The sequence below is a fragment of the Bacillus sp. N6 genome (genome assembly GCF_052805735.1).
Window position 1 is genome coordinate 4270764 of the sequence record NZ_CM127843.1, and the last position, 26129, is coordinate 4296892.

Below are 26129 nucleotides of genomic sequence, written 5' to 3' on the forward strand. Positions count from 1 at the left end.
ATCATATTCTATGAAACTGAAAGACCAGTAAATACAGCCATTCTGGGAGATGTTTTCCAACAAAAAAAGAGCCGCTTTACTGCGGCTCTTTTTTAATCATTATTCACCTTTATATGCTTCCATATAAATTTCTTTCAGCTCTGAAATAAGCGGTAACTTTGGATTAGCAGTTGTACATTGATCTTCAAAAGCTCTTTCTGCTAATACTCCAACAACCTCTTCAAATTGCTCTTTATCTACCCCTTGTCCGGCAATACTCATATTAATATTTAAGCTTTTTCCAAGCTCAATAATTGCTTTGACGAGTGATTCCACACCTTCTGCTACTGAGCTTGCTGGAAGCCCGAGCATTCTCGCAATATGTGCATAGCGTTCATCTGCTACAAAGTGCTCATATTTTGGGAACAATGCGTGTTTTCTTGGCTTAATAGCATTATAGCGGACTACATGCGGCATAAGAATTGCATTTGCACGTCCGTGCGGAATATGGAATTCTGGACCAATTTTATGTGCTAAGCTGTGATTAATACCTAGAAAAGCATTTGCAAATGCCATCCCTGCAATTGCAGAAGCGTTATGCATTTTTTCCCGTGCTTCTTCATCATTTCCATCTTTATATGCTCTCGGTAAATATTTGAATACGAGATCAATAGCTTTTAATGCTAATCCATCTGTATAGTCATTTGCCATAACAGACACATACGCCTCAATTGCATGTGTTAAAACATCCATACCAGTATCTGCTGTTACATGTGGTGGTACTGTCATTACAAATTGCGGATCAACAATTGCTACATCTGGTGTTAATTCATAATCTGCGAGCGGATACTTTATATTATTTTTCTTATCTGTAATAACCGCAAATGGTGTCACTTCTGATCCTGTTCCTGATGTTGTTGGAATCGCAACAAACTGCGCCTTATTTCCTAATTCCGGATATTTACATGTACGTTTTCTTATATCTAAAAACTTCTGTTTAATGCCATAGAATGTCGTTTCTGGATGCTCATAGAATAACCACATTCCTTTTGCTGCATCCATAGCTGAACCACCACCAAGTGCGATAATTACATCTGGCTTAAAGCTTCTCATCATTTCCGCACCTTTAAAGACAGTTTCATCTGATGGATCTGGTTCGACCTCAAAGAAAACTTCAATTTTCACATCATTTGCATGCTTGTTTAAATAGTGCGTGACTGTATCCACATAGCCATGTTCAACCATTCCAGGATCCGTTACAATAAATGCACGTGAAATGTTAGGCATATTTGCTAAATACGCTGTAGCATGTTTTTCAAAATAAATTTTTGGTGGCAATTTGAACCACTGCATATTCTTTTTTCTATTTGCCAGCCTTTTTATATTTAATAAATGAGTCGCTGTTACATTTTGGGAAACTGAATTTTTTCCGTAAGAACCACAACCAAGTGTAAGTGATGGAATAAATCCGTTATATATATCCCCTATTCCACCTTGTGATGAAGGTGCATTTACAATGAGACGGCAAGCTTTCATACGTAATCCAAATTGCTTTTGCACTTCTTTATTTGTAGAATGAATAACTGCTGAATGTCCTAAACCACCGAGGTTCAACATTTCTTCGCAATATGTAAATCCTTTTTCTAATGAATTCGCCTTCACACAGGCTAATACTGGGCTCAGTTTCTCACGAGATAACGGGTATGCTGCTCCGATACCTTGAATTTCAGCTACAAGCATTTTTGTATGTTCAGGAACAGTAATCCCAACTAATTCGGCAATATACTGTGCTGATTTTCCTACAATATCACTATTTACTGCACATGTATTTTCATTTATAACGAGCTTTTCTAATTTTTTTCTTTCTTCTTCTGTTACAAAGTAACAATTGTTTTCGATCATTTCTGTTTTAACATCATCATAGATTTCTTTATCGACAATGATTGCTTGTTCCGATGCACAAATCATACCGTTATCAAATGTTTTCGATAAAATTAAATCATTAACAGCTCGTTTTACATGTGCTGATTTTTCTATATAACACGGTACATTACCAGGACCTACACCTAGCGCTGGTTTTCCAGTAGAGTAAGCTGATTTCACCATACCAGCGCCTCCAGTTGCTAGAACGAGTGCCACACCCTCATGGTTCATTAATTGTTTCGTCGCTTCGACAGACGGTCTTTCAATCCATTGAATACAATGTTTTGGTGCACCAGCTTTCATTGCTGCATCATATACGGTTTTCGCTGCTGCCACCGAACAATTTTGTGCAGAAGGATGAAATGCGAAAATAATTGGATTTCTCGTTTTTATCGCAATCAACGCTTTAAACATTGTTGTCGACGTTGGATTCGTTACTGGTGTTACCCCAGCTACTACACCGACAGGTTCTGCAATTTCTATTATTTCTTCATGAGGATCTTCGTGAATAATTCCTACCGTTTTATTTTGCTTTATACTATGCCAAATATATTCAGTGGCAAAAATATTTTTAATGCATTTGTCTTCATAGACACCACGGCCTGTTTCTTCAACAGCCAATTTTGCAAGTGGCATATGTTGATCAACACCTGCTAATGCCATTTCATGAACAATGTTGTCAATCTGCTCTTGTGTAAAACTTTCTAATGCTTGTAAAGCTTGTTGACCGTTATTTACTAACATATCAATCATCTCTTTTACCTCTTGCATTTCATTTACAACTTTCTCTTTGACTACCATGCAAATTTCCTCCTATTCTGTTATCACGGTCTTTATAAGTCCCTATAGGTCATAATAAGTCCCGATTAGCGAAAAAAAATAGAGTTACCGTCCTACATGAATCCCATTGTTTGTGAAACATTTCACAAGTTTGCTCGTGAATAACATTTCATGAATTCAATATACATGAAATCATTTCATTTGTGTATGTCTAATTTGTGAAATGTTTCACAAATTAACATAATAAAAATGCACTGCTCCACATTAGCAGTGCATTTTTTATTACGCTAGCGCTTGTGCTAAATCTTCAATTAAATCTTCACCATCTTCAATACCGACAGAAATACGAATTAATGTATCTGTAATTCCTAATTCTTTACGGCGATCTGCTGGGATTGATGCATGTGTCATTTGAGATGGGATAGAAATTAAACTTTCTACTGCTCCTAAGCTTTCAGCAAGTGTAAAGTATTGCAGTTTCTCAAGTACTTTATTTAATGTTTCCTCACTATCTACATCAAACGAAATAATAGCACCAAATCCATTTGCTTGTTCTGTTGCTAATTCGTGGTTTTGATGTGATTCAAGACCTGGGTAATATACTTTATTTACTTTTGGATGATTATTTAAGAATTCAGCAATAGCGCGTGAATTCGTTTCATGTTCTTCCATACGAATTCCTAACGTTTTTAAACCGCGAAGTAGTAAGAAGCTATCTTGTGGTCCAAGAATACCTCCTGTTGAGTTTTGTACAAAGTGAAGGTCTTCTGCTAGTTGTGGGCTATTTACCACTACTAGACCTGCAACTACGTCACTATGACCTCCTAAATATTTCGTTGCACTATGAAGTACAATGTCTGCTCCTAAAGAAATCGGCGACTGCCAATATGGCGTCATGAATGTATTATCAATAATTGTTAATAAATCTTTCTCTTTAGCAAGAGTAGATATTTTCTTAATATCAGTAATTTTTAGTAGTGGGTTCGTTGGTGTTTCCACATAGATCGCTTTCGTATTTGGACGAATTGCTTCTACAACTTCCTCTAAGTTTGTTGTGTCTACAAATGTATGTTCAATACCGAAGCGGTTTAATACTTTCGTAATAACACGATACGTTCCACCATAAACATCATCTGTTAAAATAACGTGGTCACCTTTTGAGAACAACATAATTGTCGCTGTAATAGCAGCCATTCCAGAACCGAATGCAAATCCAGCATGACCATTTTCTAATACGGCGATCATTTCTTCTAAAGCTGCACGTGTTGGGTTGCCTGTACGTGAATATTCATATCCTTGATGCTTACCAACCGCTTCTTGTTTGTACGTACTTGTTTGATAGATCGGTACGTTTACAGATCCAGTTGAAGGTTCTCCTATGCGAATACCATGAATTAACTTTGTCTTTGCTCTCATTTTTTATTCCCATCCTTTGTATATGTCTTTACTTAAATAGCGCTCACTGCTATCAGGAAAAATGGTTACAATATTTGTACCTGGTGCTGCCTTCTCTGCCTCAAGTAAGCTCGCATGAAATGCTGCTCCTGAAGAGCTCCCAACGAGAAGTCCTTCTTTTTGCGCTAATTCTTTCACTCGTAAAAATGCATTCCGATCAGAAATCGTATGAATTTCATCAAAATAAGATGTCTTCAAAAATGGCGGGATAAATTCCAGTCCAATTCCTTCGGTCTCATGTGAACCAGCCTTACCACCATTTAAAATAGATCCTTCTGGCTCTACGATAACTGTTTTAATATCTATATTTTTTTCTTTCAAATAAGATGCAGTCCCCATAAACGTACCGCCAGTTCCTGCTCCAGCAACAAATATGTTAATCTCTCCATTCAGTGCATCCCAAAGTTCAGGACCTAGTGTTTTGAAATAAGCACGCGGGTTTGCTTCATTCGCAAACTGACTTGGAGAGTATGAATTCGGTATTTCATTTACTAATTCTTTTGCTTTTGCAATTGCACCGGTCATTCCTTGCTCAGTCGGTGTATGCACGACCGTTGCACCTAGTGCTTTCATCAATTCTTGTTTTTCAATACTAAATTTCTCTGGTACACAAACGATAACACGTAAATCATGTTCTAATGCTGCAAGTGCCAGTCCAATACCAGTATTCCCAGCAGTCGGTTCAATAATTGTTCCACCTTGGGTAACAAGCCCTTTTTCTAGCGCATCTTCGATTAATTCTCTTCCTAAACGATCCTTAACGCTTCCGCCTGGGTTATAAAATTCAAGCTTTGCAAATAAGCGGACCCCTTTCGGAAGTGAAAAACGAGTAATTTCTACAATTGGTGTATGACCAATTAACTCATGAACTCCACGATATACATTCATCGTGTTCTCCCCCTTGTTTGCCAATAAAGAAAAGGCAACTGTATGTATTTTCTTTATATGAGACAGTTGCCTTTTTGTTACATTACTTTAACTCTTCTAACACTTTTACGATAAAGTTTGTAGAATGAAGAGCTGCTTGATCTAAAAACTGATCAAATGAAACATTTGATTCTTTACCAGCAATATCAGAAAGTGCGCGAATGATAACAAACGGAACTTCATATTGGTGGCATACTTGTGCGACAGCTGCTGCTTCCATTTCTACCGCATAAAGATTTTCAAATTTATCACGGATGGCTGCAACGCGGTTCGGATCACTCATAAATGAATCGCCTGTTGCAATCATGCCTTTTACAACTTGAATATTTTCTTCAGTTTGCATACATTTCTCAGCTAATGCAACTAACGCCTCATCAGCTTTAAATCCAGGCGGCATTCCTGGTACTTGACCATATTCATAGTTAAATGCTGTTACATCTACGTCATGGTGACGAACTTCAGTGGAAATAACTACATCACCAACGTTTAGAGAATGATGGAATCCACCAGCTGAACCAGTATTAATTACTTTTTCAGGCTTATATTTTTCTAATAAAATTGTCGTTGACATCGCTGCGTTTACTTTACCAATACCAGACTTTAACAAGATTACTTCATGTCCTGCTAATAGTCCTTTTGTAAATTCACAACCTGCAACCGTTTCTGTCTCTGCTTGTTCTAATTTGTCACGTAAAATACGTACTTCTTCTTCCATTGCTCCAATTACAGCAATTCTCAATCTAATCCCTCTTTCTATTGCTTAGTTGCCTCCATTACCCAAACGAAATGATTTAATCTCGTAAACGTTACATGGAAGCCATTGTTTTCAAAAATAGTCTGCATAACTGGAATGCGTGTATAGTATTCCGTTTGCAAATCGTTTGCTAACTGGTGAAAACCTCTTTGTTTTGCTGTTTCAACAGTTTTATCATATGCATCTTGATCTGCAAATATCGTATCAGCAAACACTATTTTACCACCTTTGTTTAGCAATTGACTATACTTCGCAACCGCTACATTTTTTTCATCATCTGTTAAATGATGAAATGCATAGGTGCTTACAATGGTATCAATTGAATTTGGGACTTCAAACGAAAGAAAATCACCTTCTGTAATCGAAAATTCTTTTGGCAATTTCTCTTTTGCAATCATACGCATTTCACGCGACGGTTCTATACCGTAAACTGTGCGGCCAGCAAGTAATAATTTATTTGTTAAATTACCTGTACCGACACCAAATTCTAATACATTACCAAATGACTTGTTAACTACATCCTCTAGAATATCCTCATAATGGGCGAAAACTTCTTTATATTGTATATCTTCGCCTTGTACGAATGAGTCGTACGTATGAGCCCACTCATCAAATAAACCATTAAATTCTGTGCCCATAAAAATTCCCCTTTTTCTTATCGGTTTTATCAGTATGATATTCCCTCTTTCTAAAAATGTCAATTGAAATGTACATGGTATTTCCTTCTTTTCTTTGTTACACTATAGTTGATTACATAGGAGAGGGGCCGTCTTCATGTCATTTACCTTTGAAATGCTAGAAGATAAAGTAGAATTTTTTGAAGCGGGAGACTTAGCTTCTTTAGAACGAAAAATTAGTGAACAAATCGATAATAATAAAGCACTTATGCTTGAAGTTCATCACATCTCACATCAAATGGTTATGGATCCTGAAAGCAAAAGACCGTATTATAGCGCGGTTGTTCATTTTAAATTAAAGAAATTGCGTTAACTAAAAAAGAGAAGCTCCTAAGGAGCTTCTCTTTTTTAGTTTAGAGTTTGAACAAGTACTGGTTTCCAGCCCTCATTGTCTACCCAATCAATATTTACGTAATATCTTTTTCCACTTTGCTTATCTTGAACGTCACCATAAGCTTTACTCTTTCCAGTTTTGTCTCTTCCAACAAAATGGAATACTAATTGCTCCTTCGGTACTTCAATACCTGCAGCAATTGCACTTTGCATCTCATTCCAATCTGATGACCCCTGTTTAAACGTCATCGCTGGTGATGAACCTTGCTCTGTTCCTACAGCTTTCCAAGAAGGTTTTGTATAAGCCTCTTTTGCCTTGGATACAGTTTTTTCAGCTGATACTTTCTCGTTAGCTTTCGCTTCTTCTTCAGCTTTTTTCTTTTCTTCCTCAGCCTTTAACTTCTCTTCTTCAGCTTTTTGCTTAGCTTCTGCTTGCTCTTTTTCTTTTTCTTTTTTCTTAGCAGATTCTTTATCTTCTGATTTTCCAGCTTTCTCATTCTTTGTTGTTTGTTGAGAGACTTTCTTATCAGTAGAAGATGCTTGCTCTTTCGTACTAGGAACGAACAATTGATATGCTACAATAGCTACTAATAGTAATACAATAGCGATTGCAATATTTAAAACACCGTTTTGACGACGTTTTTGTTGTTTCTGTTGGAATCTTGATCCTCCTGCCATTCTCCAAACCTCCATGCAGTTTTTCCTAATTGCTATTGTAACATTAAATCTAGAAAGGTTGAACATTTACAATGATATTTTCATGAAATGAAAACAATTCACTATAAATTGCAAGATTACTTTTCATTCTCCAATTGATAGATTGCTCCTACCATATCTTTAAAAATAGGTGTGACTTTATTCACTTTGTTATCAGTCTCTAGATCAACAACAACTAAAGCATATCTTGGATTCTCATACGGAAAATAACCTGCAAACCAGCGATTCACCCTCGTCCCTTTCCCTGTTTGCGCTGTCCCGGATTTTCCAGCGACACTGAGCGGCAACGAGCGGAATGCCGTTCCTGTTCCTTTCTCCCTTGTTACAACGCCTCTTAATAACTCTTGTAATGTTTTCACTGTTTCATACGAAAGCTGTTTTCCATGTAACGTATGGTTCTCAAATGTAAAAAAATCCGCTCCATTTTTATATACTATTTTTTCAACAGCTTTCACTTCCATTTTTTCTCCATTCCTCGCAATCGTCGCCATCATATTAGCAATTGCTAGAGGTGATATACGTACATCTTTCTGTCCAATCGCTGTTTGCTCTACCGCTTTTTTACTATTTTTATTTTCTTCATTCCCCCAAATAGTAGAGCCTTTTTCTTCTGGCATTTGCTCGAAATGAGGTGTATGAAATACAGAACCTTTCCATCCGACCTTTTCATTTGCTCCTAAAGCTGCTACGTATGTTTCTAGCACCGTCCTATCCTTTTGTAATAGCTCGTTACCTAACTCAGAAAATGTCCTGTTACAGCTCCTAGCAAAGCTCTCTTTGAAGTTAAGTGTACCCATCATAACTTGTGGGTCGTTTTCACCATATAAATCTTTATTACAATTAAATGTCCGATTAAACAAATTTACTTTTTGATCAATGACTGCAGCTGCAACTACTGTTTTAAAAACAGAGCCTGGAAAATGCGGCGTTAACATTTGATTTTCAAGTGTAGTCTTATATAAATTCTTATCTCTTACTTGTAAAGACGGCTTACTGACCATCGCTAATATTTCATTTGTCTTTACATCAAGTAATACTAATCCCCCCTTCTTTATTTCATTTGCTTCAATCACTTCTTCTGCTTTTTGCTGCAACCCTTTATGTAAAGTAGTTTGAATCCTAACGGGGTAAAATGGATTTCCTGGTGAAGTATATTTCGCTTGCTTTCCGAAAATCGGTTCTCCTTGCCGATCTACTTGATACAATACTTTTGCCTCTCCATCAGTCAATAAAAATTCATCAAATGATTGCTGTAATCCTGAAATACCTATCGGCGTTTGTTTTGAAATTTTTTTCACTTCTCCATATCGCTTTTGAAATTCTCTTTCGTTCTCCCCTACATCACCAATTAAATGATTTATCTCCCCAGTTTGTTTTAATCGCACTTCAGCTGCTACAATACCTAATACATGTAATTGATTCACCTTCTCCATCTGCTCTCTTGTCACTCGAAATGGAGCAGTTTCCCCTTGCAGTATAAATGCATTTTTTTTATTTTTCATTTGTCTTCTGATCTCTTGTCTCGACACACCAATGATATGCGCGATTTTCTCTAACATGTCATTTTTTATTTGTAAAAATGGAAAAACAATTAAAACAGGATACTTTTCCTCACCTATTTCTTTACCACTACGATCTATAAACTGCCCACGTCCATCGTCTACTGCAATGGATTGCGTACGTTGCGTAACACTTTTTTCAATTAAATTTATTTTGCGATCAGTAAATGATTCTGTATCTATAATTTGAATTTGAATTAAACGACAAAGCAATAAAAACATAATGCCCATAAAACAAATTAAAACAATTGTAATTCTCCGTTTTATTTTCATAAAAAAACACCTCGTCTATTATAGTTTGGACGGAGTGTTTCATCTTTTATACAAATAAAAAAATCACTCGTTTTTACACGAGTGATTTTTTTATTATTTTACAGAGACAATCTCTACTTGCATTTCTCCGCCTGGTGTTTGGATTGTTACTTTCTCACCAATTTGCTTACCTAATAAGCTTTTTGCGATTGGAGAATCGTTAGAAATTCTTCCTTCAAATGGATCAGCTTCCGCACTACCTACGATTGTGTACGCTTCTTCATCTCCATTTGGTAATTCTTTAAATGTTACTGTTTTACCTAATGTAACAACAGTAGATACTTCGCCATTATCTTTAATGATAACTGCGTTACGAATCATATTTTCTAATTGTGTAATACGTCCTTCTACGAATGCTTGCTCATCTTTCGCTGCATCGTACTCAGAGTTCTCAGAAAGGTCCCCGAAGCTACGTGCGATTTTAATACGTTCTACTACTTCTTTACGTCTTACTGTTTTTAATTGCTCAAGTTCGTTCTCTAGTTTTTGCTTACCCTCTTGCGTCATAGGGTATGTTTTTTCTGTTGACATATTTTCCACTCCTTTTATATACCAATCCCCCGAAAAAAAGAGGAGTTCCATATGAAAACTCCTCCGCTTCCATTGTTAGCGGAGGTTTCTAGTACCCTTGCACTAGCGGAGTTGTCACATACAACCCCGTATTTCCAATTCTTCTTTATATAAAGAAGATATGTATGGAAAGTTGATATAAATATGCCCTCACCTATATATAGATGAGGTTGCATGTTTCATTGTATTCGATGGGAAGGGAAAAAATCCCTTCCTACCGTATATCTTTTACTATGCTATTACAAATTTACTTTTTGTTCAAGAATTGTTGCAATTTTTGTCACCATAATATCAATTGCAACATGGTTTTGTCCACCTTCAGGGATAATAATATCCGCAAACTTCTTAGAAGGCTCAATAAATTGATTGTGCATTGGACGTACAACAGTTACGTACTGATCAATAACTGAATCCATCGTACGACCGCGCTCTTTAATATCACGCTGCATGCGGCGCAGAATACGAAGGTCAGCATCTGTATCAACGAATAACTTAATGTCCATCAACTCACAAAGACGTGGGTCTTCTAAAATAAGAATTCCTTCTAAAATAATTACATCTTTCGGCTCAACTGGAATAATTTCTTCTGAACGCGTATGCAATGTATAGTCATATACAGGCTTATCAATTTGCTCATATGCAAGCAACTGCTGCAAATGTTCAATTAACAGATCATTATCAAACGCAAGCGGATGATCATAATTTGTTTTTAAACGCTCTTCCATTGGTAAATGGCTTTGATCTTTGTAATAATAATCTTGCTCCAAGATTAAAATGGAATGACCTTTAAAATGGTCAAAAATCGCTTTCGTTACACTTGTTTTTCCTGATCCTGAACCACCAGCGATTCCAATTACAACAGGCTTATTCGTCCCCATTCGACTACCACTCTTTCTTATTGAAGTATGCTTTTGCGCATCATATTATTCACATACACTGGTTGATCCACTTTGAATTTCACGATTTGCAACGGATGTCTCGCTGCATCTAATTCGTTTCCATCCTCATCCCAAATTTTCTCCACCGTCTGCGTAAAGTTTTCTATTTCTGGTCCAAAGAACTCCACTTCATGTCCTGGTTTGAAATGATTACGTTGCTCAAGCGTTACGATGCCCGTTTCTTCATTATAATCTAACACTAAACCAGCAAAATCATACGTTGTTTTCTTACTATGATTTCCAAACATTTGCTCTTGATGTCCTGGAACCCCTTCAAAGAATGCAGGAGCTGTATCACGATTTGCACATTTATCAAGCTCATCTAACCATTCTTGTTTAAACTCAAAGTTATCCGGATCCGCACAATAAGCATCAATTACTTTACGATATACAGTTGCTACAGTCGCTACATAATGGATTGATTTCATACGTCCTTCTACCTTTAAACTATCGATTCCAATTTCAATCATTTTCGGAATTGATAAAATTAAATTTAAATCTTTTGGACTCATCGCAAAGTGAGCATCTTCTTCTTGGAATAGAGGAAGCTCTTTTGCATCTTTATGTTGTGATACTGTTTGAACTAAATCATAATCCCAGCGGCAAGATTGGCAACAACCGCCACGATTAGAATCACGCGCTGTCATATGGTTACTTAGTGTACATCTTCCTGAATATGCGATACACATTGCACCATGGACGAATGCTTCAATTTCAATATCCACTTTGTCTTTAATTTCTTTCATTTCTTCATAGCTTGCTTCACGAGCTAATACAAGACGATGTAAACCTTCTTCTTTCCAATACTGTGCTGCTTTCCAGTTGGATAGTGATTGCTGTGTGCTTAAATGCACCTCAACAGAAGGCGCTACACGTTTACACGTCTCAATGATAAGCGGATCAGCAACGATAATTCCCGTTACGCCAGCTTTTTCAATCCCTTTTAAATATTCCTCTAGCCCGTCCATATTTTCATTATGTGCGAAAATATTTGTTGTTACATATATTTTCGCTCCATATTTCTTTGCAAATTCAACGCCTTCTGCCATATCTTCCAGCGTAAAGTTACCTGCATTCGAACGAAGACCAAATTCTTGTCCACCTAAATATACAGCATCTGCCCCATAATGGATAGCTACTTTTAATTTTTCTAAGTTACCCGCAGGGATTAACAGTTCAGGTTTCTTCACAATAACGCGCTTGCCATCGATCACTCGTGAAATTTCTTGTACAGTCATTTCCTACACCCTCCTCGTTTAGTAAACCGTTTCTTTAAAGAAGAATCCTGTGTCTAACGGACGATTTACTGGTTGCATTTCTTCTATTTCTTTATATAGAGCATCTTTCACGTCATAATACGCATCACGATCTTCTACGCATAAATCAATCGCTTGACGATATTTCTTCGTTACTTCAATAATGTATTCAGAACTTTTTAGTACACCATCGATTTTTAAGCTGTCAACTTCAGCTTCGATTAGTTCCTCTAATTCATCGATGAAACAAATATCGTTCGGACTCATAATATGAGTACCATTTTCATCTTCATAGATTGGATATTTATTATTACGCTCTGGGTCATATAAGAACATATTTTCTTCATATTTTTTCTTTTCAATGTCAAGATTACGTCCTTGATACTCAAAGTAGTTTCCTACTAATGAACGCTTCGATTGGAACATACAAGTCATACCGTGAATTTGTACTTCTAGTTCCACTTCAGCATTTTCTTTTAAATCAACAATTTCATCTAAGCTCAGCTCACGAGCTAATACAGCACGCTTCGCTCCTCTTTGGCCCCAGTAATTACAAGTGAACCAATTGGTTGCTGTCGTTTCTGTATTCCAGTGCAACTGCATATTTGGCGCTACTTCGCGAACAGCCATTAATACTGCTGGATCTCCGAAAACAATTGCATCTACATTTACTTCATTTAAAAATGAAACGTAATCTGTTAATTCTTCTACTTTATCGTTGTGGAACATAGCGTTCATTGCTACGTATACTTTCACACCATTTTCATGCGCAATCTTCACAGTTTGTTTTACATCTTCACGTGAAAACTCCCCTGCTAAACGTAAACCAAACTTTTGCTCACCGATCATTACCGCATCTGCTCCTGCTTTCGCAAGAAGTTCGATATCCGCCACCGCTCTTGGCGTTACTAACAATTCAGGTTTCTTCATACCTTGGTCACCCTCTCTTTTTACTAACAGCTACTCCATCACCAATTGGGAAAATCGTTGTATCATATCCTTCATGGTTCATAAGCCACTCATTGTACGTCTTAATACGACGGATTAAACCACGTGTACGTCTGTTTTCAATCTTCTCTTTTGTCGTTACAAGACCATGGTACATAACATTATCTGAAATAATTACGCCACCAGGATTTAATAACGGTTCATATAAGTCAAAAAAGCGACGATACTGTCCTTTTGCTGCATCAATAAAAATAACGTCAAATGTCCCGTGTTCTTTTACTTGTTCACCTGTTTCTAACGCATCACCGTAAATAACTGAAATACGATCTGTTACTGGGGAACGTTCTATATATTCAAGTGCTTTTTCATATCGCTCACGATTGCGCTCAACTGTCACAATACGTGAATTTGGAATAGCTTGCATCATACGAATACTAGAATAACCGATTGCTGTTCCAAGTTCTAAAATGCTTTTCGGTCCAATTAAACGTAAAAATTGCAGCATAAATTCCATTCCAAGTCGATCCATAATCGGCACATGATTTTCTGTTGCATATTCTTCCATTTCAAGAATTAATTTATCTTTCGGATCAATAAATGATAATAGGTACTCGTTAACTGCATCCTCCATAAATGGTCCTCCTTATTTACATGGAGAAGTGCCTCTATGACGTCTTTTCCCACATAGAATGCAATAAAAATACAAGCCAGCTTTACCCTTAGCTTGTACGTCCCGTTTTGATATTAAAAACGATTCTTCTGCCAGTTTTTAACCCGATATATTTTACCACAAAAAAGAGGGATGTGCGACTTTTTTCGCTATCCCTCCCCATTTCACTGTTTTTTCGTAATGTATTTTTGCTTTAATGCATTATGCTCTTCTAATGTTTTCGCATAGTACACTTCACCACTTGGTGCAGCTAAGAAATAATAATAATCTGTTTGCGCAGGTTCTAACGCAGCTTCCACTGAATGTTTACCAGAGTTTGCGATCGGCCCTACCGGCAATCCCTTTACAACATACGTATTGTACGGTGAGTTGACCTTTAAGTCTTCGTATAATACACGTTGTTTATGCTTTCCAAGTGCATATAATACCGTTGGATCCGTTTGAAGCGGCATACCTTTTGCTAAACGATTATAAAAGACACTAGCGATCTTTTGACGATCTGTAAAACCAGTTGCCTCTTCTTCAATAAGTGAAGATAATGTTAAAAGCTGATGAACATCCCAGTTCTTCGCTTTCATTTTCGCCTCATTTTGAACAATGATTGCATTTGTTTTCTCAAGCATCGGAATTACAATTTCTTCTAACGTTGTATCTTTCTTATAAAACGAATACGTTGCAGGATATAAATAACCTTCTAATGGGTATTTAATATTACTATCAAAGATTTTATCCGTTAATAACTTCGGATACTTTTGCTGCATTTTTTGAATAAATGCTTTATCGTTTAATTGACGCGTAACATCATCTTTATTCCACTTTAGTTCTGTCGCAATCGTTTCTGCAATTTCAGTTACTTGCGCCCCTTCTTTAATCGTCACTTTATAAAGAGCTGGACGATGCACGTTGCCAGATGACATTTGTTCGATCACATCTTCAGCATTCATTGAAGGGTTTAATAAATATGTACCTGCTTGTAAACTTTTCGATTTAGCCTTTGTATAAAAACTAAAAACTGTACCGTTTTTTACAGCGCCTTTTTCTTCTAAAATTTCTCCAATTTTACTTGTAGATGATCCTTTCGGAATTTCTACTTCAATCTCTTTTTTATTCCCGCTATCAACTGGTCCTAATGCGGATGAAATATACGCATAGACTGAACCACAAACTAAAAGCAGTGCAATAATCGAAAATAAAAAGATGCGTCTACGCTTCTTTTTCACTTGATTCTCTATCAAAACATTTCCTCCTTACTTAATTGTAGACCGTATGTACACCTTTCTATACAGCACGATGTAAAAACGCAACAAATTCACTTATCTTTTTTTAATAGACACTTTATTTTTCTACAATCCGTCTCATTATACTACAAAGACTTACACAGTTTCGACAAAAAATCTTTCATTTTACATATAAATACAAAAAAAGATGGACTGTATGTCGTCCATCTTTTCAGTACCTATTATTCAGCTTCTTGCTCATCAGCAAGAGTGTTGAACATTTCTTGTACCATTTCCCACTCTTCTTCAGATTCGATTGGAAGTAAGCTTCCGCCCTCTTCTTCATTTTGCTCATAAGCCATTGCATCATAAATTGGGTCTCCATCTTCGTCTACTTCACCGATTGGAGAGAAGACTACATATGATTTTTTACCAAATTTTTCAGCATCAAAAGTGAAAATAATTTCACATAAATGTTCGTTACCTTTTTCGTCTACAATTGTAATTTGATTTTCTTCCATTTTGGTCACCTCTTATTTACTATCTAAAAATCCTTGTAAGATTACGACTGCAGCCATCTTATCGATTACTTGTTTTCGCTTCTTACGACTTACATCAGCTGAAATGAGTAGACGTTCCGCTGCCATCGTTGACAAACGCTCGTCCCACATTACAACGTCTAATTGTAACAGCTCTCGTAGGTTTTCTGCAAATTGTTGGCACGCTTCACCACGTGGGCCAATTGTACCATTCATATTTTTAGGTAAACCTACTACTATTTTATCCACATTGTACTGCTTTACTAACTCAGAAATACGATCAAAACCAAAGTGACCTCGTTCTTCGTTAATCTTAATTGTTTCTAATCCTTGTGCTGTCCAGCCCATTTCGTCGCTAATTGCAACTCCGACTGTTTTTGTACCTACATCTAAACCTAATATCCGCATAAACTACTCCTCACGATGATGTTTCAAGTAAGACTTCACAAGCTCTTCAATAATCTCATCACGTTCAAGCTTGCGAACGATGCTACGCGCATCTTTATGGCGAGGTATGTATGCTGGGTCTCCACTTAATAAATAACCGACGATTTGGTTAATCGGATTATAGCCTTTTTCTTGAAGTGCATCATACACAGTTAAAAGTACATCATTTACATGGACACTCTGTTTTTCATCTTGAATGCTAAACTTCATTGTTTTATCAAAACCGTCCATTTCAAGCACCTCACTTATATAGTAAGTATAGGGAGAAGAACTTCTCCTCTCCCTACCATTGTACACTACTATCTCTTTATTTTGAAACAGATTTAACGTACTCTTTTACAAATGCTAAAGCTTCTTCGACTTGAGCTGGGTTTTTACCGCCTGCTTGTGCCATATCAGGACGGCCACCACCGCCACCGCCGCAACGAGAAGCTACTTCTTTCACAAGTTTACCAGCATGGTAACCTTGGCCAATTAAGTCTTTCGTTACACCTGCTAGGATGTTTACTTTATCGTCATTAACAGACGCTAATACAACAACTGCTGACTCTAATTTATTTTTTAGATCATCCATCATCGTACGTAAGTTGTTCATATCTGCAACATTTACTTTCGCTGCTAATACATTCACACCATCAACTGTCATTACAGAATCAGTTAAGTTTCCAGCTTCGATATTGCTTAATTTCGCAGCAAGAGATTCATTTTCTTTTTGCAGTTGTTTTACTTCGGCAAATAGACCATCAACTCTTGTTAAAATATCTTTCGGATTTGTTTTCATTTTTCCTGCTGCGTCTTTTAATAAACCTACTTGATCGTTCATTAATTCGTATGCAGACTTACCAGTTACTGCTTCAATACGACGAGTTCCTGCACCGATACCAGACTCAGCAACGATTTTGAAAATACCGATAGAAGCTGTATTATCAACGTGACAACCACCACAAAGCTCTAAGCTGTAATCGCCAACTTGTACAACGCGTACAACATCACCGTATTTTTCACCGAATAATGCCATTGCGCCCATTTCTTTCGCTTCTTCGATTGCTTTTTGAGAAATCTCAACATCAATACTTTCCCAAATTTTCTCGTTTACCATACGCTCAATTTTTTCTAATTCGTCAGCTTGTACTTGACCGAAGTGAGAGAAGTCAAAGCGTAAACGTTCAGAAGTTACAAGAGAACCTGCTTGGTTAACGTGTGTTCCAAGTACATCTTTTAATGCTTGGTGTAGTAAGTGAGTTGCTGTATGATTTTTCACAACGCTACTACGGTTTTTCGTATCGATAATAGCTTTCACAGCCGCATCTTTCGTTAATGTACCTTCTTCAACAACAACTTTGTGTAAGTTTTGACCATTTGGTGCTTTTTGCACGTCTTTTACAAGAACTTTCACGCCATCAGCAAGAAGGTAACCACGGTCTGCAATTTGTCCACCGCTCTCAGCATAGAATGGTGTTACATCAAGCATTAATTGTCCTTCTTCACCAGCTTGTAAGCTGTCTGTGTATTCGCCGTTTTTCACAAGTGCAACAACGTTACTTTCTGTTGCAACTGTACCGTAACCAACGAACTCACTCGCTACTTTAACTTCTCCAAGTACACCGCCTTGAACTTGCATTGAGTCAACGTCTTGACGAGCAGCACGTGCACGCTCACGTTGTTTTTCCATTTCATTTTCAAAACCTTCATGATCAACTGTCATGCCAGCTTCTTCTGCATATTCTTCTGTTAATTCAATTGGGAAACCGTATGTGTCATATAGACGGAACGCATCTACTCCAGAAATAACAGTTGTTTTTTCTTCTTTTGCTTTTGTAATAACTTCAGCTAAAATTGCTTCACCATCATGAAGTGTTTCATGGAAACGCTCTTCTTCGTTTTTCACAACTTTCGCAATGAAATCTTTCTTTTCAAGTACTTCTGGATAGAAGTCTTTCATTACTTCTCCAACAACCGGTACTAATTCAAACATGAATGGACGGTTAATGTTTAATTTCTTCGAATAACGAACAGCGCGGCGTAATAAACGACGTAATACATAACCACGGCCTTCGTTAGAAGGAAGAGCACCGTCACCAACAGCAAATGTTACTGTACGGATATGGTCAGCAATTACTTTAAACGCCATATCTTTTTCTAAATCGCCATTACGATATTTCTCACCAGAAATTGATTCTGTTGCACCAATCATCGGCATGAATAGATCTGTATCAAAGTTCGTAGGCACATCTTGAACGATAGATGTCATACGTTCTAGACCCATCCCTGTATCAATGTTTTTCTTAGGAAGTGGTGTATATGAACCATCTGGATTATGATTAAATTGAGAGAATACAAGGTTCCATACTTCTAAGTAACGCTCGTTTTCTCCGCCTGGATATAATTCTGGGTCACTAAAGTCATTACCGTAAGCTTCTCCGCGGTCATAGAAAATCTCTGTATTCGGTCCACTTGGTCCTTCACCGATATCCCAGAAGTTTTCTTCTAAGCGGATAATACGCTCTTTTGGAACGCCCATTTTCTCATTCCAAATTGTGAATGCTTCTTCATCTTCTGGATGGATTGTAACTGATAGTAATTCTTTATTGAATCCGATCCATTTGTCGCTCGTTAAGAATTCCCAAGCCCATGTAATTGCTTCTTCTTTGAAGTAATCACCGATTGAGAAGTTTCCTAACATTTCAAAGAATGTATGGTGACGAGCTGTTTTCCCTACGTTTTCAATATCGTTTGTACGAATTGATTTTTGAGCATTTGTAATACGTGGATTTTGTGGGATTACACGTCCATCAAAATATTTTTTCAATGTAGCTACACCACTATTAATCCATAGAAGAGATGGATCTTCATGTGGAACTAGTGATGCACTAGGTTCTACTGCATGTCCTTTTTCTTGGAAAAAGTCTAAAAACATTTGACGAATTTGTGCGCCTGTTAGTTGTTTCATTGTATTTTCCTCCTTAAATATAAAAAACTCCCGTCCCTATAAAAGGGACGAGAGTTAACTCGCGATACCACCCTAATTATGAATTGATTACAATAACAATCAATTCATCACCTCATGGTGCCGTAACGTGGCAAGACGGCAGTGATTAGCTGCTCTCAGGATTAGCTTTCTGTTACCCTTCATTTAAAGCTTCTTTCAGCCATATGGAAGCTTCTCTCTATAAATGGACTGTAACGTACTTGTTCCGTCATTGATTTAATGTATTATATGACTAAATATAATAGAATTCTCTTAAGTTTGTCAATGTAGATAATCATTTATATTGTATTAATCGCTTATTAATCATAGGTATTCTACTATTCATTCTTAACAGCCTTTTCATATATTATGCGTTTATTAATAAATTGGAATCTCCTTACAATAATAATTTATAAAAATTTCTAAATATTACTTTTTTTGCTATAATTAAATTATTGTTAATAAAATAAAGGAGCGATCACAATGACAACCTTACTTAACAAAGCTAAAAACATATTAGCAACTGACGAAACGATATTATTTTACGCAGCATGTTCATTAGACATATTTATTTATCGTTCCGTCGCAAGGCCAGGATTGCTAATTTTAACGAACAAAAGGCTATTCTTTTACGGGCCAGATGTAAGTAAGAATCCAATATTTGAAGAGTACTCTTTTGCAAAAATTTCTAATCTAAAAGAACAAAAGCGTCTTTTCAACAATCAAATTGTATTTATGTATGATAATGAATGGAAAAAAATAAAACATATTCAAACAAATGATGTGAGCTCCCTCGTTCAAAAGATACACGAGCAGCTTTCTAAATAAATATATGATTAGCCCTCTATTTCTTACATAGAGGGCTTCTATACTTACACATTTTCTTTTTTCAAGAGAGGTCTCACATGAACAATGACAGTACGAATAACTGCTAAAATCGGAACCGATATTAGTAATCCTACAATACCAGCTACTTCCCCCCCAACTAGTAATGCAAGCATAATAATAACAGGATGCATACGAAGTGACTTACCAACAATGTAAGGCGATAAAATGTTACTTTCCACAAATTGCAAAATAGCAATCGTAATCCCCGCCTTAATAAGTAAACTCGTTGATACTGTTGCTGCAATCATTAACGTCGGGATCGCTCCTAAAATAGGACCAAAGTACGGGATTATATCCGTTACCCCAATAATAATGCCAAGCAATAATGGATATTTCATACCGATAAACCAAAAAGAAAGAGCTGATACTCCCCCTAATACTAAACAAACAAATAACTGTCCTCGAATATAACTTCCAAGTGACTTATCAATTTCTTTCGCAAGCATTTGCCCCGTACCTCGCCATTTACTTGGGACTAGTTTCCAAAAGATATGATAAAACTCACCATAATCTTTTAATATGTAAAATACAATGAACGGTATTAAGAAAATAATGAGCAATGAATCGAGTACACCACGAGCTGTACTCATCACTTTATTTAAAAGCGCTTGAATCTTCGTTTCCACACCCACAAAAAGTTGTTTCACCTTTTCATGAATGAACGAAGGGAAATTCGCTGTTTGTTCTGTAACGCCATCCATCCACGAATCGTACATCTTTGTAAACTGCGGAAATTGTTCATTAATCTCTTGTAACTGTTTAATAACGACTGGTGTTCCTTTATAAATCCCATAACCAATTCCACCAAAGAAAAGGATATAAATGAGCAAAATGGCAAGTGTACGGGGCATCCCTTCCTTATGAATTTTTTCAATTAAAGGGTGCAATAAATACGCAATAAAACAGGCGATAAGAAACGGCGTAATCGCTACTTTAAATACAAAAATAATCGGTGCCCATAGTGGCTTAATTTTTAAAAAGACGAGCAAACAAAGAAAAACAAGTAACAATAATCCTAAACGATATATCCAAATGATTTTAAGATTCTTCACATGAAAAACCTCCTCCACCTTTATTTTGAAAATAAATGGGTTAGGTTATGTGTGAAACTTTTAAAATCTTTTCATACGGACCATACTGTTTTTTAAAGACGTACATATAAATAACATAACAAGGACAACCACCCCTGAGAATACAGCATGAAATAATGTAATCAGGAGGGCTAATTATGGTTTTGTTTATGCTTGGATTATCAGCACTTTTTATGATTCTTGAATGGATTTGTATCGGCTTTGGTATTTGGAAGGGGTTCTTTATTCGTTCCTCACGTAAAGAAAAAGCGAAGCAATTATGGCAGTATGGAATACTTGGCGTCGGCTGTTACGGTCTATCTTATCTTTTCTCAGAAATTGGACTTTTTTATTTGCATATGAGTGCATAAAAAAACTCCCTTGTCTATAAGGGAGTTTTCACTTTATCGAAATGATTATAAGTAAGACTTAATCATCTTACGTGCTTTTTTCATATTGCGTTTTGAAAATACATCTTGCTTACGAGCATATTGATATGCTGCAGCTCCAACACCTAATGCGATTAATGAATTGCGTAGATTCAAAGTAAATCCCCCTTTTCGTTATCCAATCGTTCTTTCATTCTCATCAAATAAATCATCAAGAGAGCTTAATGAACCATCTTCCTCAACTTGATGCGTATGGATTTTCCCCTTTGAAACCGATAATTCGATATAACAATTCCAGCAATAAAATTGGTTGACACCTATTTTCCCAATGTCTTTCCCTTTGCAATTTGGACAAATGAACATATGGCTTTCATCTCCTTACAGTCTCCCAGATTCTATTCGCCATTATGTCCAAACCGCATTCATTTATACATTGCTGGAGCCTTTCAACGCTATGCGTTTGAAAGTTTCACTATATAATTTCACCTTGTTACATGAAATCATACGGTGAAATGTTTTCCACGTCCATTTCCTCGCCATTAACTGTGACCATCTGTACTTCTCCTTGTGATTCCTGCAAGCGACTAGCTAAAGTTGTTTGACGCATTGCATCATCAAGGCGATTTACACCAGATTGGAAAGCTACTTCTTCCCCGCAAATAATAAGGAACTTCTTACTTCTTGTAATGCCCGTGTAAATTAAATTACGGCGTAACATACGGTTGTAACTTTTCACAATCGGCATAATAACAATCGGAAATTCACTACCTTGTGATTTATGAATCGAACAACAATATGCATGTGTAATTTGATTTAAATCCGGCTTTGTATACGTTACCTCAATTCCATCAAATGAAACGATAATCATATCTTGTTGCTCAACGTTTTCTTTCGCATAAAACACCGAAACAATTTCTCCGATATCCCCATTAAAAACTTGGCTCTCCGGCTGATTAACGAGTTGCAGTACTTTATCGCCTCTTCGGTATACAACATCACCGTACTGGATTTCTTTACTCTTTTCCCTTTTCGGGTTAAATACTTGTTGCAGCGCTTCGTTTAATACATTAATACCAGCAGGCCCGCGGTACATCGGTGCTAATACTTGAACATCCCTTGCACTAAAGCCTTTTGTTTTAGCGTTTTCGCAAACTTTTTTCACAACCTCAACAATTTGAGCCCCTGTACAGCTGATAAACGAACGATCTTTTTTATTTTGCGCTAAATCTGGCGGGAGTGTGCCGTCTTTGATCGCATGGGCAAGTTGAATAACAGATGAGCCTTCTGCTTGACGATAAATTTCAGTAAGCTTCACTGTCGGAACTGCACCTGCATTTAATAAATCTTTTAATACTTGTCCAGGTCCTACAGATGGCAACTGATCTTCATCACCTACAACGATAACTTGAATATTCGTTGGTAGCGACTTAAATAGCTGATTTGCGAGCCAAATATCAACCATTGAAAATTCATCGATAATAAGGAGCTTACCTTGGACAGGATCCGTTTCATTACGCTGGAAAGATCCTTCTGGCGTCCAGCCAAGCAAACGGTGAATTGTGCAAGCTGGAAGTCCTGTCGATTCACTCATCCGCTTCGCTGCTCTTCCTGTTGGAGCTGTTAATAGTATTGGAAATGGATTATCATCACTGTATTCATTCGGATTTAACGATAATCCGTGAAGTGACGCATACATTTCAACAATCCCTTTAATAACGGTTGTTTTTCCTGTTCCTGGTCCACCTGTTAATAACATCATCGGTTTATGAAGTGCCGTTTGAATCGCTTCTTGCTGAAATGGTGCATATTGTACATTCAACTGTTCTTCAATTTCACCTAATGTTTTTAACACTTCTGCTTCAGGAAATGAAGGTGTTTCCTCTTGATTCATCAATCGACGAATAGACTTTACAACACCTTTTTCAGAGTAGAATAAAGTTGCTAAATACACTCGTTCTTCTTCTATGATGACTTTCCCTTCACTTTGCATCGTTTCAATACAACCTATAATATCTTCTTCAGTCACTCTTCCTTCTTGATTGTTTAAAAGTGACATCGTTTCTCTTACAAGTTGATCTTTCCTCATATAAACGTGACCAAGTTGCAATGAGACATTCTCTAATGTGTAAAAACATCCCGCTCGTACACGGTCGTCGTGATTACCCGATATCCCTAACGCACGCCCTATATCATCCGCTCGTCCAAAACCAATCCCGTCCACTTCTTCAATAAGTTGATACGGATTATTACGAATCACTTCTAATGTCATCTCTTTATATTGCTGGTAAATCTTAATAGAAAGTTTCGTTCCAAAACCGTAACCATTTAAAAAGCTCATTACTTTCTCTAATCCTTGATGTTCAACAATTGTCTCATATATTTCCTGAGCCTTTTGTTTGTTAACAACACCATTTAACGCCTCAGGGTCATCCATAATTTTAGAAATAGCATGTTCCCCGAGATGATCCACAATTTTTTCCGCTGTACGCTTTCCTATCCCTTTAAATAAATCACTCGCTAAATATTGCACCATACCTGCTTTTGTTTGCGGCAATTCTTTTTTAAATGTTTCAACCATATATTGTTTTCCATACTTTGGATGGTCCTTAAAGTGACCTGTCAATGTAAACACTTCATCTTCATGCATGCGGGGAAAATGACCGTTTATCATTACTTTCTTTTCGTCATACGTTTCATTCGTTTCAATGACTTTCATACTGACAACGGAATAGAGGTTTTCTTCGTTGTGGAAAATGGTATGAAGAACTTGCGCTTTTATAAATTTTTTCTCTTCCTCAAACAAATCCATTGCATGTTGATTTCCCATCTTTCCTCTCCTTTCCGATATTTTCACTTTAATGAGCAGTACATCCCCCACCTTTTTAGATGAGGGATAACTACCCATTAAACTATATTTTTATCTTATTCAGCTTCTTGCTCTAATAAACGAACGCCATTACCAGCTAAAAAGTGATCTGGCTGAATTTCAGTTGCTTTCTTAAATAAAGCGAGAGCTTTCTCGTTATTTTCTTCAAATACGTAAGCAACACCTAAATTGTAATACGCATCTGCATGCTCTTCATCCATTTCTAATACCTTTTCAAAATAAGGTTTCGCCTCTTGAATATGTTCTAGTCGCGCAAAGCAAAGTCCGCACTGGAATACAGCTTCTACATCGTTTTCATCTAATTCTGTTGCTCTTTGTAAGAATGGTAGTGCAAGACGATCATTTCCAAGCTGTACATGTGTAATACCTAACATAAATGTTACATCAGCTGATTGTAATCCAGCTTGCATTGCTTGTTCGAATACAACTTTCGCCTCAGTAAATTGCTCTTGGCCATAATATACGTTTCCTAAGCCATAATAAGCAGCTGCAGATTTATCATCTAACTCTAATGCACGTTTATAAAATAAAATCGCTCGCTCACTATCTCCTAATACGTCTAATAAATTTGCAAAATTAATGTATCCAAGCGCATCTTTCGGATTTTCTTCAATTGCTTCTGTAAAATTTTTAGCTGCTTCTTCCCAATTTCCTTCTTGCATATATTGAATACCTGTTTCAAGTTTGTTTGACATGTCCTTCACCTCTACAACAAATTATAACAAAGAATGTATTTTCCAAGCGAACGAAAATTCGCTTTATGTAAAAGAAACCTCTAACCGCTAATCGGCAGAGGCTTCTCATTTATCCTAAATAATCCAATTTCTTACCACTACGGTATACTTCATCAATTGTAGCACCGCCTAAGCACTCATCTCCATCATAGAAAACGACTGCTTGTCCTGGTGTAATTGCACGAATTGGCTCATCACAAAGAATACGAACTGTATTTTCATCAACGATTTGAACCGTTACTTTATTGTCTTCTTGACGATAACGGAATTTCGCCGTGCACTTAAATTCTGTTTCTTTTGCTTTGTTACTTACCCATCCTACATTCGTAGCAATAACTTCATCACCATATAGAAGTTCGTTATGGAATCCTTGATCAACATATAAAATGTTTTCTTTCAAGTTTTTCCCAACAGCAAACCACGGATCACCGTTACCACCAATTCCAAGGCCATGACGTTGTCCAATTGTATAGTACATTAAACCGTCATGCTTTCCTTTCACTTCACCAGATAATGTTTGCATTACACCTGGTTGTGCTGGTAAGTAGTTACTTAAGAAATCTTTAAAGTTACGCTCACCAATGAAGCAAATACCTGTACTATCTTTCTTCGCCGCTGTCGCTAAGCCAGCTTCTTTCGCCATTTCACGAATTTGCGGTTTCTTTAATTCACCTAACGGGAACATTGTTTTTGATAATTGCTCTTGGCTTAATTGATTTAAGAAGTATGTTTGATCTTTATTGTCATCAACGCCGCGAAGCATTTTATATTCGCCGTCCATATAAGCAACGCGTGCATAATGACCTGTTGCTACATAATCGGCACCAAGCGCAATTGCATGCTCTAAAAATGCTTTAAATTTAATTTCTTTATTACACATTACATCTGGGTTTGGTGTACGACCAGCTCGGTACTCATCTAAGAAGTACGTAAATACTTTATCCCAGTATTGTTTTTCAAAGTTTACTGCATAATACGGAATACCAATTTGGTTACACACTTCAATTACATCATTGTAATCTTCTGTTGCTGTGCAGACACCATTCTCATCTGTATCATCCCAGTTTTTCATAAAAATTCCGATTACATCATAACCTTGCTCTTTTAATAAAAGTGCTGCTACAGATGAATCGACGCCACCGGACATTCCGATGACAACGCGTGTTTCGTGAGGTAGTTTGTTCATCATGTC

General features: G+C 36.8%; 26 protein-coding genes and 1 other annotated feature. Of the genes, 3 read left to right on the plus strand and 23 right to left on the minus strand.

Annotated elements, in window-relative coordinates:
• Positions 1-99 precede the first annotated feature (99 nt).
• The 5 genes from adhE to ACUXVC_RS22030 all read right to left on the minus strand — a co-directional run bounded on the left by adhE (position 100) and on the right by ACUXVC_RS22030 (position 6456).
• Positions 100-2703 carry a bifunctional acetaldehyde-CoA/alcohol dehydrogenase gene (adhE, locus tag ACUXVC_RS22010; protein WP_098126826.1) on the minus strand — a complete coding sequence of 868 codons (2604 nt, stop codon included), beginning with the start codon at positions 2701-2703 and terminating at the stop codon, positions 100-102.
• Positions 2704-2964: 261 nt separating this feature from the next.
• On the minus strand, positions 2965-4098 hold the full coding sequence (locus tag ACUXVC_RS22015; protein WP_001201921.1) for a bifunctional cystathionine gamma-lyase/homocysteine desulfhydrase: 1134 nt from the start codon (positions 4096-4098) through the stop codon (positions 2965-2967).
• Between the two features lie 3 nt (positions 4099-4101).
• Complete coding sequence (locus ACUXVC_RS22020) at positions 4102-5025, minus strand: O-acetylserine dependent cystathionine beta-synthase (protein WP_001103877.1); 924 nt, start codon at positions 5023-5025, stop codon at positions 4102-4104.
• An 82-nt stretch (positions 5026-5107) separates the two neighbouring features.
• Positions 5108-5803: a 5'-methylthioadenosine/S-adenosylhomocysteine nucleosidase gene (gene mtnN, locus ACUXVC_RS22025; RefSeq protein WP_001217027.1), complete on the minus strand. Its 696-nt coding sequence runs from the start codon at positions 5801-5803 to the stop codon at positions 5108-5110.
• A 14-nt stretch (positions 5804-5817) separates the two neighbouring features.
• The gene (locus ACUXVC_RS22030; RefSeq protein ID WP_000536323.1) at positions 5818-6456 is read right to left on the minus strand and encodes a class I SAM-dependent DNA methyltransferase; all 639 of its coding nucleotides are present in this window, start codon (positions 6454-6456) and stop codon (positions 5818-5820) included.
• A gap of 136 nt (positions 6457-6592) precedes the next feature.
• Here ACUXVC_RS22030 and ACUXVC_RS22035 point away from each other — a divergent pair, with 136 nt between their 5' ends.
• The gene (locus tag ACUXVC_RS22035) at positions 6593-6808 is read left to right on the plus strand and encodes a YrzA family protein (RefSeq protein ID WP_000010984.1); all 216 of its coding nucleotides are present in this window, start codon (positions 6593-6595) and stop codon (positions 6806-6808) included.
• Between the two features lie 35 nt (positions 6809-6843).
• On the opposite strand, the gene ACUXVC_RS22040 is transcribed toward ACUXVC_RS22035, so the two are convergent.
• The 12 genes from ACUXVC_RS22040 to alaS all read right to left on the minus strand — a co-directional run bounded on the left by ACUXVC_RS22040 (position 6844) and on the right by alaS (position 18951).
• A complete protein-coding gene (locus ACUXVC_RS22040) occupies positions 6844-7506 on the minus strand; it encodes a YrrS family protein (RefSeq protein ID WP_000897094.1) in 663 nt (220 codons plus the stop codon).
• A 116-nt stretch (positions 7507-7622) separates the two neighbouring features.
• Positions 7623-9377: a peptidoglycan D,D-transpeptidase FtsI family protein gene (locus ACUXVC_RS22045; protein WP_071729611.1), complete on the minus strand. Its 1755-nt coding sequence runs from the start codon at positions 9375-9377 to the stop codon at positions 7623-7625.
• A gap of 93 nt (positions 9378-9470) precedes the next feature.
• Complete coding sequence (gene greA / locus ACUXVC_RS22050; protein WP_014894880.1) at positions 9471-9947, minus strand: transcription elongation factor GreA; 477 nt, start codon at positions 9945-9947, stop codon at positions 9471-9473.
• A gap of 278 nt (positions 9948-10225) precedes the next feature.
• Complete coding sequence (gene udk, locus ACUXVC_RS22055) at positions 10226-10864, minus strand: uridine kinase (protein ID WP_000537080.1); 639 nt, start codon at positions 10862-10864, stop codon at positions 10226-10228.
• Between the two features lie 17 nt (positions 10865-10881).
• The gene (locus ACUXVC_RS22060) at positions 10882-12162 is read right to left on the minus strand and encodes a peptidase U32 family protein (RefSeq protein WP_000217961.1); all 1281 of its coding nucleotides are present in this window, start codon (positions 12160-12162) and stop codon (positions 10882-10884) included.
• Positions 12163-12180: 18 nt separating this feature from the next.
• Entirely contained in the window at positions 12181-13110 is a 930-nt protein-coding gene (locus ACUXVC_RS22065; RefSeq protein WP_000742793.1) for a peptidase U32 family protein, read from the minus strand.
• Between the two features lie 7 nt (positions 13111-13117).
• Positions 13118-13759 (minus strand): O-methyltransferase, encoded by a 642-nt coding sequence (locus ACUXVC_RS22070; protein WP_000389102.1) that lies wholly within the window; start codon positions 13757-13759, stop codon positions 13118-13120.
• A gap of 203 nt (positions 13760-13962) precedes the next feature.
• A complete protein-coding gene (mltG, locus tag ACUXVC_RS22075) occupies positions 13963-15033 on the minus strand; it encodes an endolytic transglycosylase MltG (RefSeq protein ID WP_000572135.1) in 1071 nt (356 codons plus the stop codon).
• A gap of 224 nt (positions 15034-15257) precedes the next feature.
• On the minus strand, positions 15258-15536 hold the full coding sequence (locus ACUXVC_RS22080) for a DUF1292 domain-containing protein (RefSeq protein ID WP_000392245.1): 279 nt from the start codon (positions 15534-15536) through the stop codon (positions 15258-15260).
• A 12-nt stretch (positions 15537-15548) separates the two neighbouring features.
• Positions 15549-15962, minus strand: coding sequence for a Holliday junction resolvase RuvX (gene ruvX / locus ACUXVC_RS22085; RefSeq protein ID WP_001221193.1), 414 nt, complete (start codon positions 15960-15962; stop codon positions 15549-15551).
• A gap of 3 nt (positions 15963-15965) precedes the next feature.
• Positions 15966-16232 (minus strand): IreB family regulatory phosphoprotein, encoded by a 267-nt coding sequence (locus ACUXVC_RS22090; protein WP_000348591.1) that lies wholly within the window; start codon positions 16230-16232, stop codon positions 15966-15968.
• A 76-nt stretch (positions 16233-16308) separates the two neighbouring features.
• A complete protein-coding gene (gene alaS, locus ACUXVC_RS22095) occupies positions 16309-18951 on the minus strand; it encodes an alanine--tRNA ligase (protein ID WP_098126822.1) in 2643 nt (880 codons plus the stop codon).
• Between the two features lie 40 nt (positions 18952-18991).
• Positions 18992-19211, minus strand: a binding site (T-box leader).
• Positions 19212-19452: 241 nt separating this feature from the next.
• Here alaS and ACUXVC_RS22100 point away from each other — a divergent pair.
• A complete protein-coding gene (locus tag ACUXVC_RS22100; RefSeq protein ID WP_000209466.1) occupies positions 19453-19797 on the plus strand; it encodes a PH domain-containing protein in 345 nt (114 codons plus the stop codon).
• Between the two features lie 44 nt (positions 19798-19841).
• Here the strand turns inward: ACUXVC_RS22100 and ACUXVC_RS22105 are convergent, their stop codons facing one another.
• A complete protein-coding gene (locus ACUXVC_RS22105) occupies positions 19842-20909 on the minus strand; it encodes an AI-2E family transporter (protein ID WP_000793129.1) in 1068 nt (355 codons plus the stop codon).
• Between the two features lie 176 nt (positions 20910-21085).
• Here ACUXVC_RS22105 and ACUXVC_RS22110 point away from each other — a divergent pair, with 176 nt between their 5' ends.
• A complete protein-coding gene (locus ACUXVC_RS22110) occupies positions 21086-21298 on the plus strand; it encodes a hypothetical protein (protein WP_000242539.1) in 213 nt (70 codons plus the stop codon).
• 45 nt (positions 21299-21343) lie between these two features.
• On the opposite strand, the gene ACUXVC_RS22115 is transcribed toward ACUXVC_RS22110, so the two are convergent.
• The 5 genes from ACUXVC_RS22115 to mnmA form a co-directional block, all read right to left on the minus strand.
• Positions 21344-21472, minus strand: a complete 129-nt coding sequence (locus ACUXVC_RS22115; RefSeq protein WP_001053553.1) for a YrzQ family protein — start codon at positions 21470-21472, stop codon at positions 21344-21346.
• A gap of 18 nt (positions 21473-21490) precedes the next feature.
• On the minus strand, positions 21491-21679 hold the full coding sequence (locus tag ACUXVC_RS22120) for a hypothetical protein (protein ID WP_000469281.1): 189 nt from the start codon (positions 21677-21679) through the stop codon (positions 21491-21493).
• Positions 21680-21806: 127 nt separating this feature from the next.
• Positions 21807-24143, minus strand: coding sequence for an SF1B family DNA helicase RecD2 (gene recD2, locus ACUXVC_RS22125; protein WP_000528080.1), 2337 nt, complete (start codon positions 24141-24143; stop codon positions 21807-21809).
• A 95-nt stretch (positions 24144-24238) separates the two neighbouring features.
• Positions 24239-24898 (minus strand): tetratricopeptide repeat protein, encoded by a 660-nt coding sequence (locus tag ACUXVC_RS22130; protein WP_000066411.1) that lies wholly within the window; start codon positions 24896-24898, stop codon positions 24239-24241.
• Positions 24899-25007: 109 nt separating this feature from the next.
• Positions 25008-26123, minus strand: a complete 1116-nt coding sequence (mnmA, locus tag ACUXVC_RS22135) for a tRNA 2-thiouridine(34) synthase MnmA (protein ID WP_098976546.1) — start codon at positions 26121-26123, stop codon at positions 25008-25010.
• Positions 26124-26129: the final 6 nt, after the last annotated feature.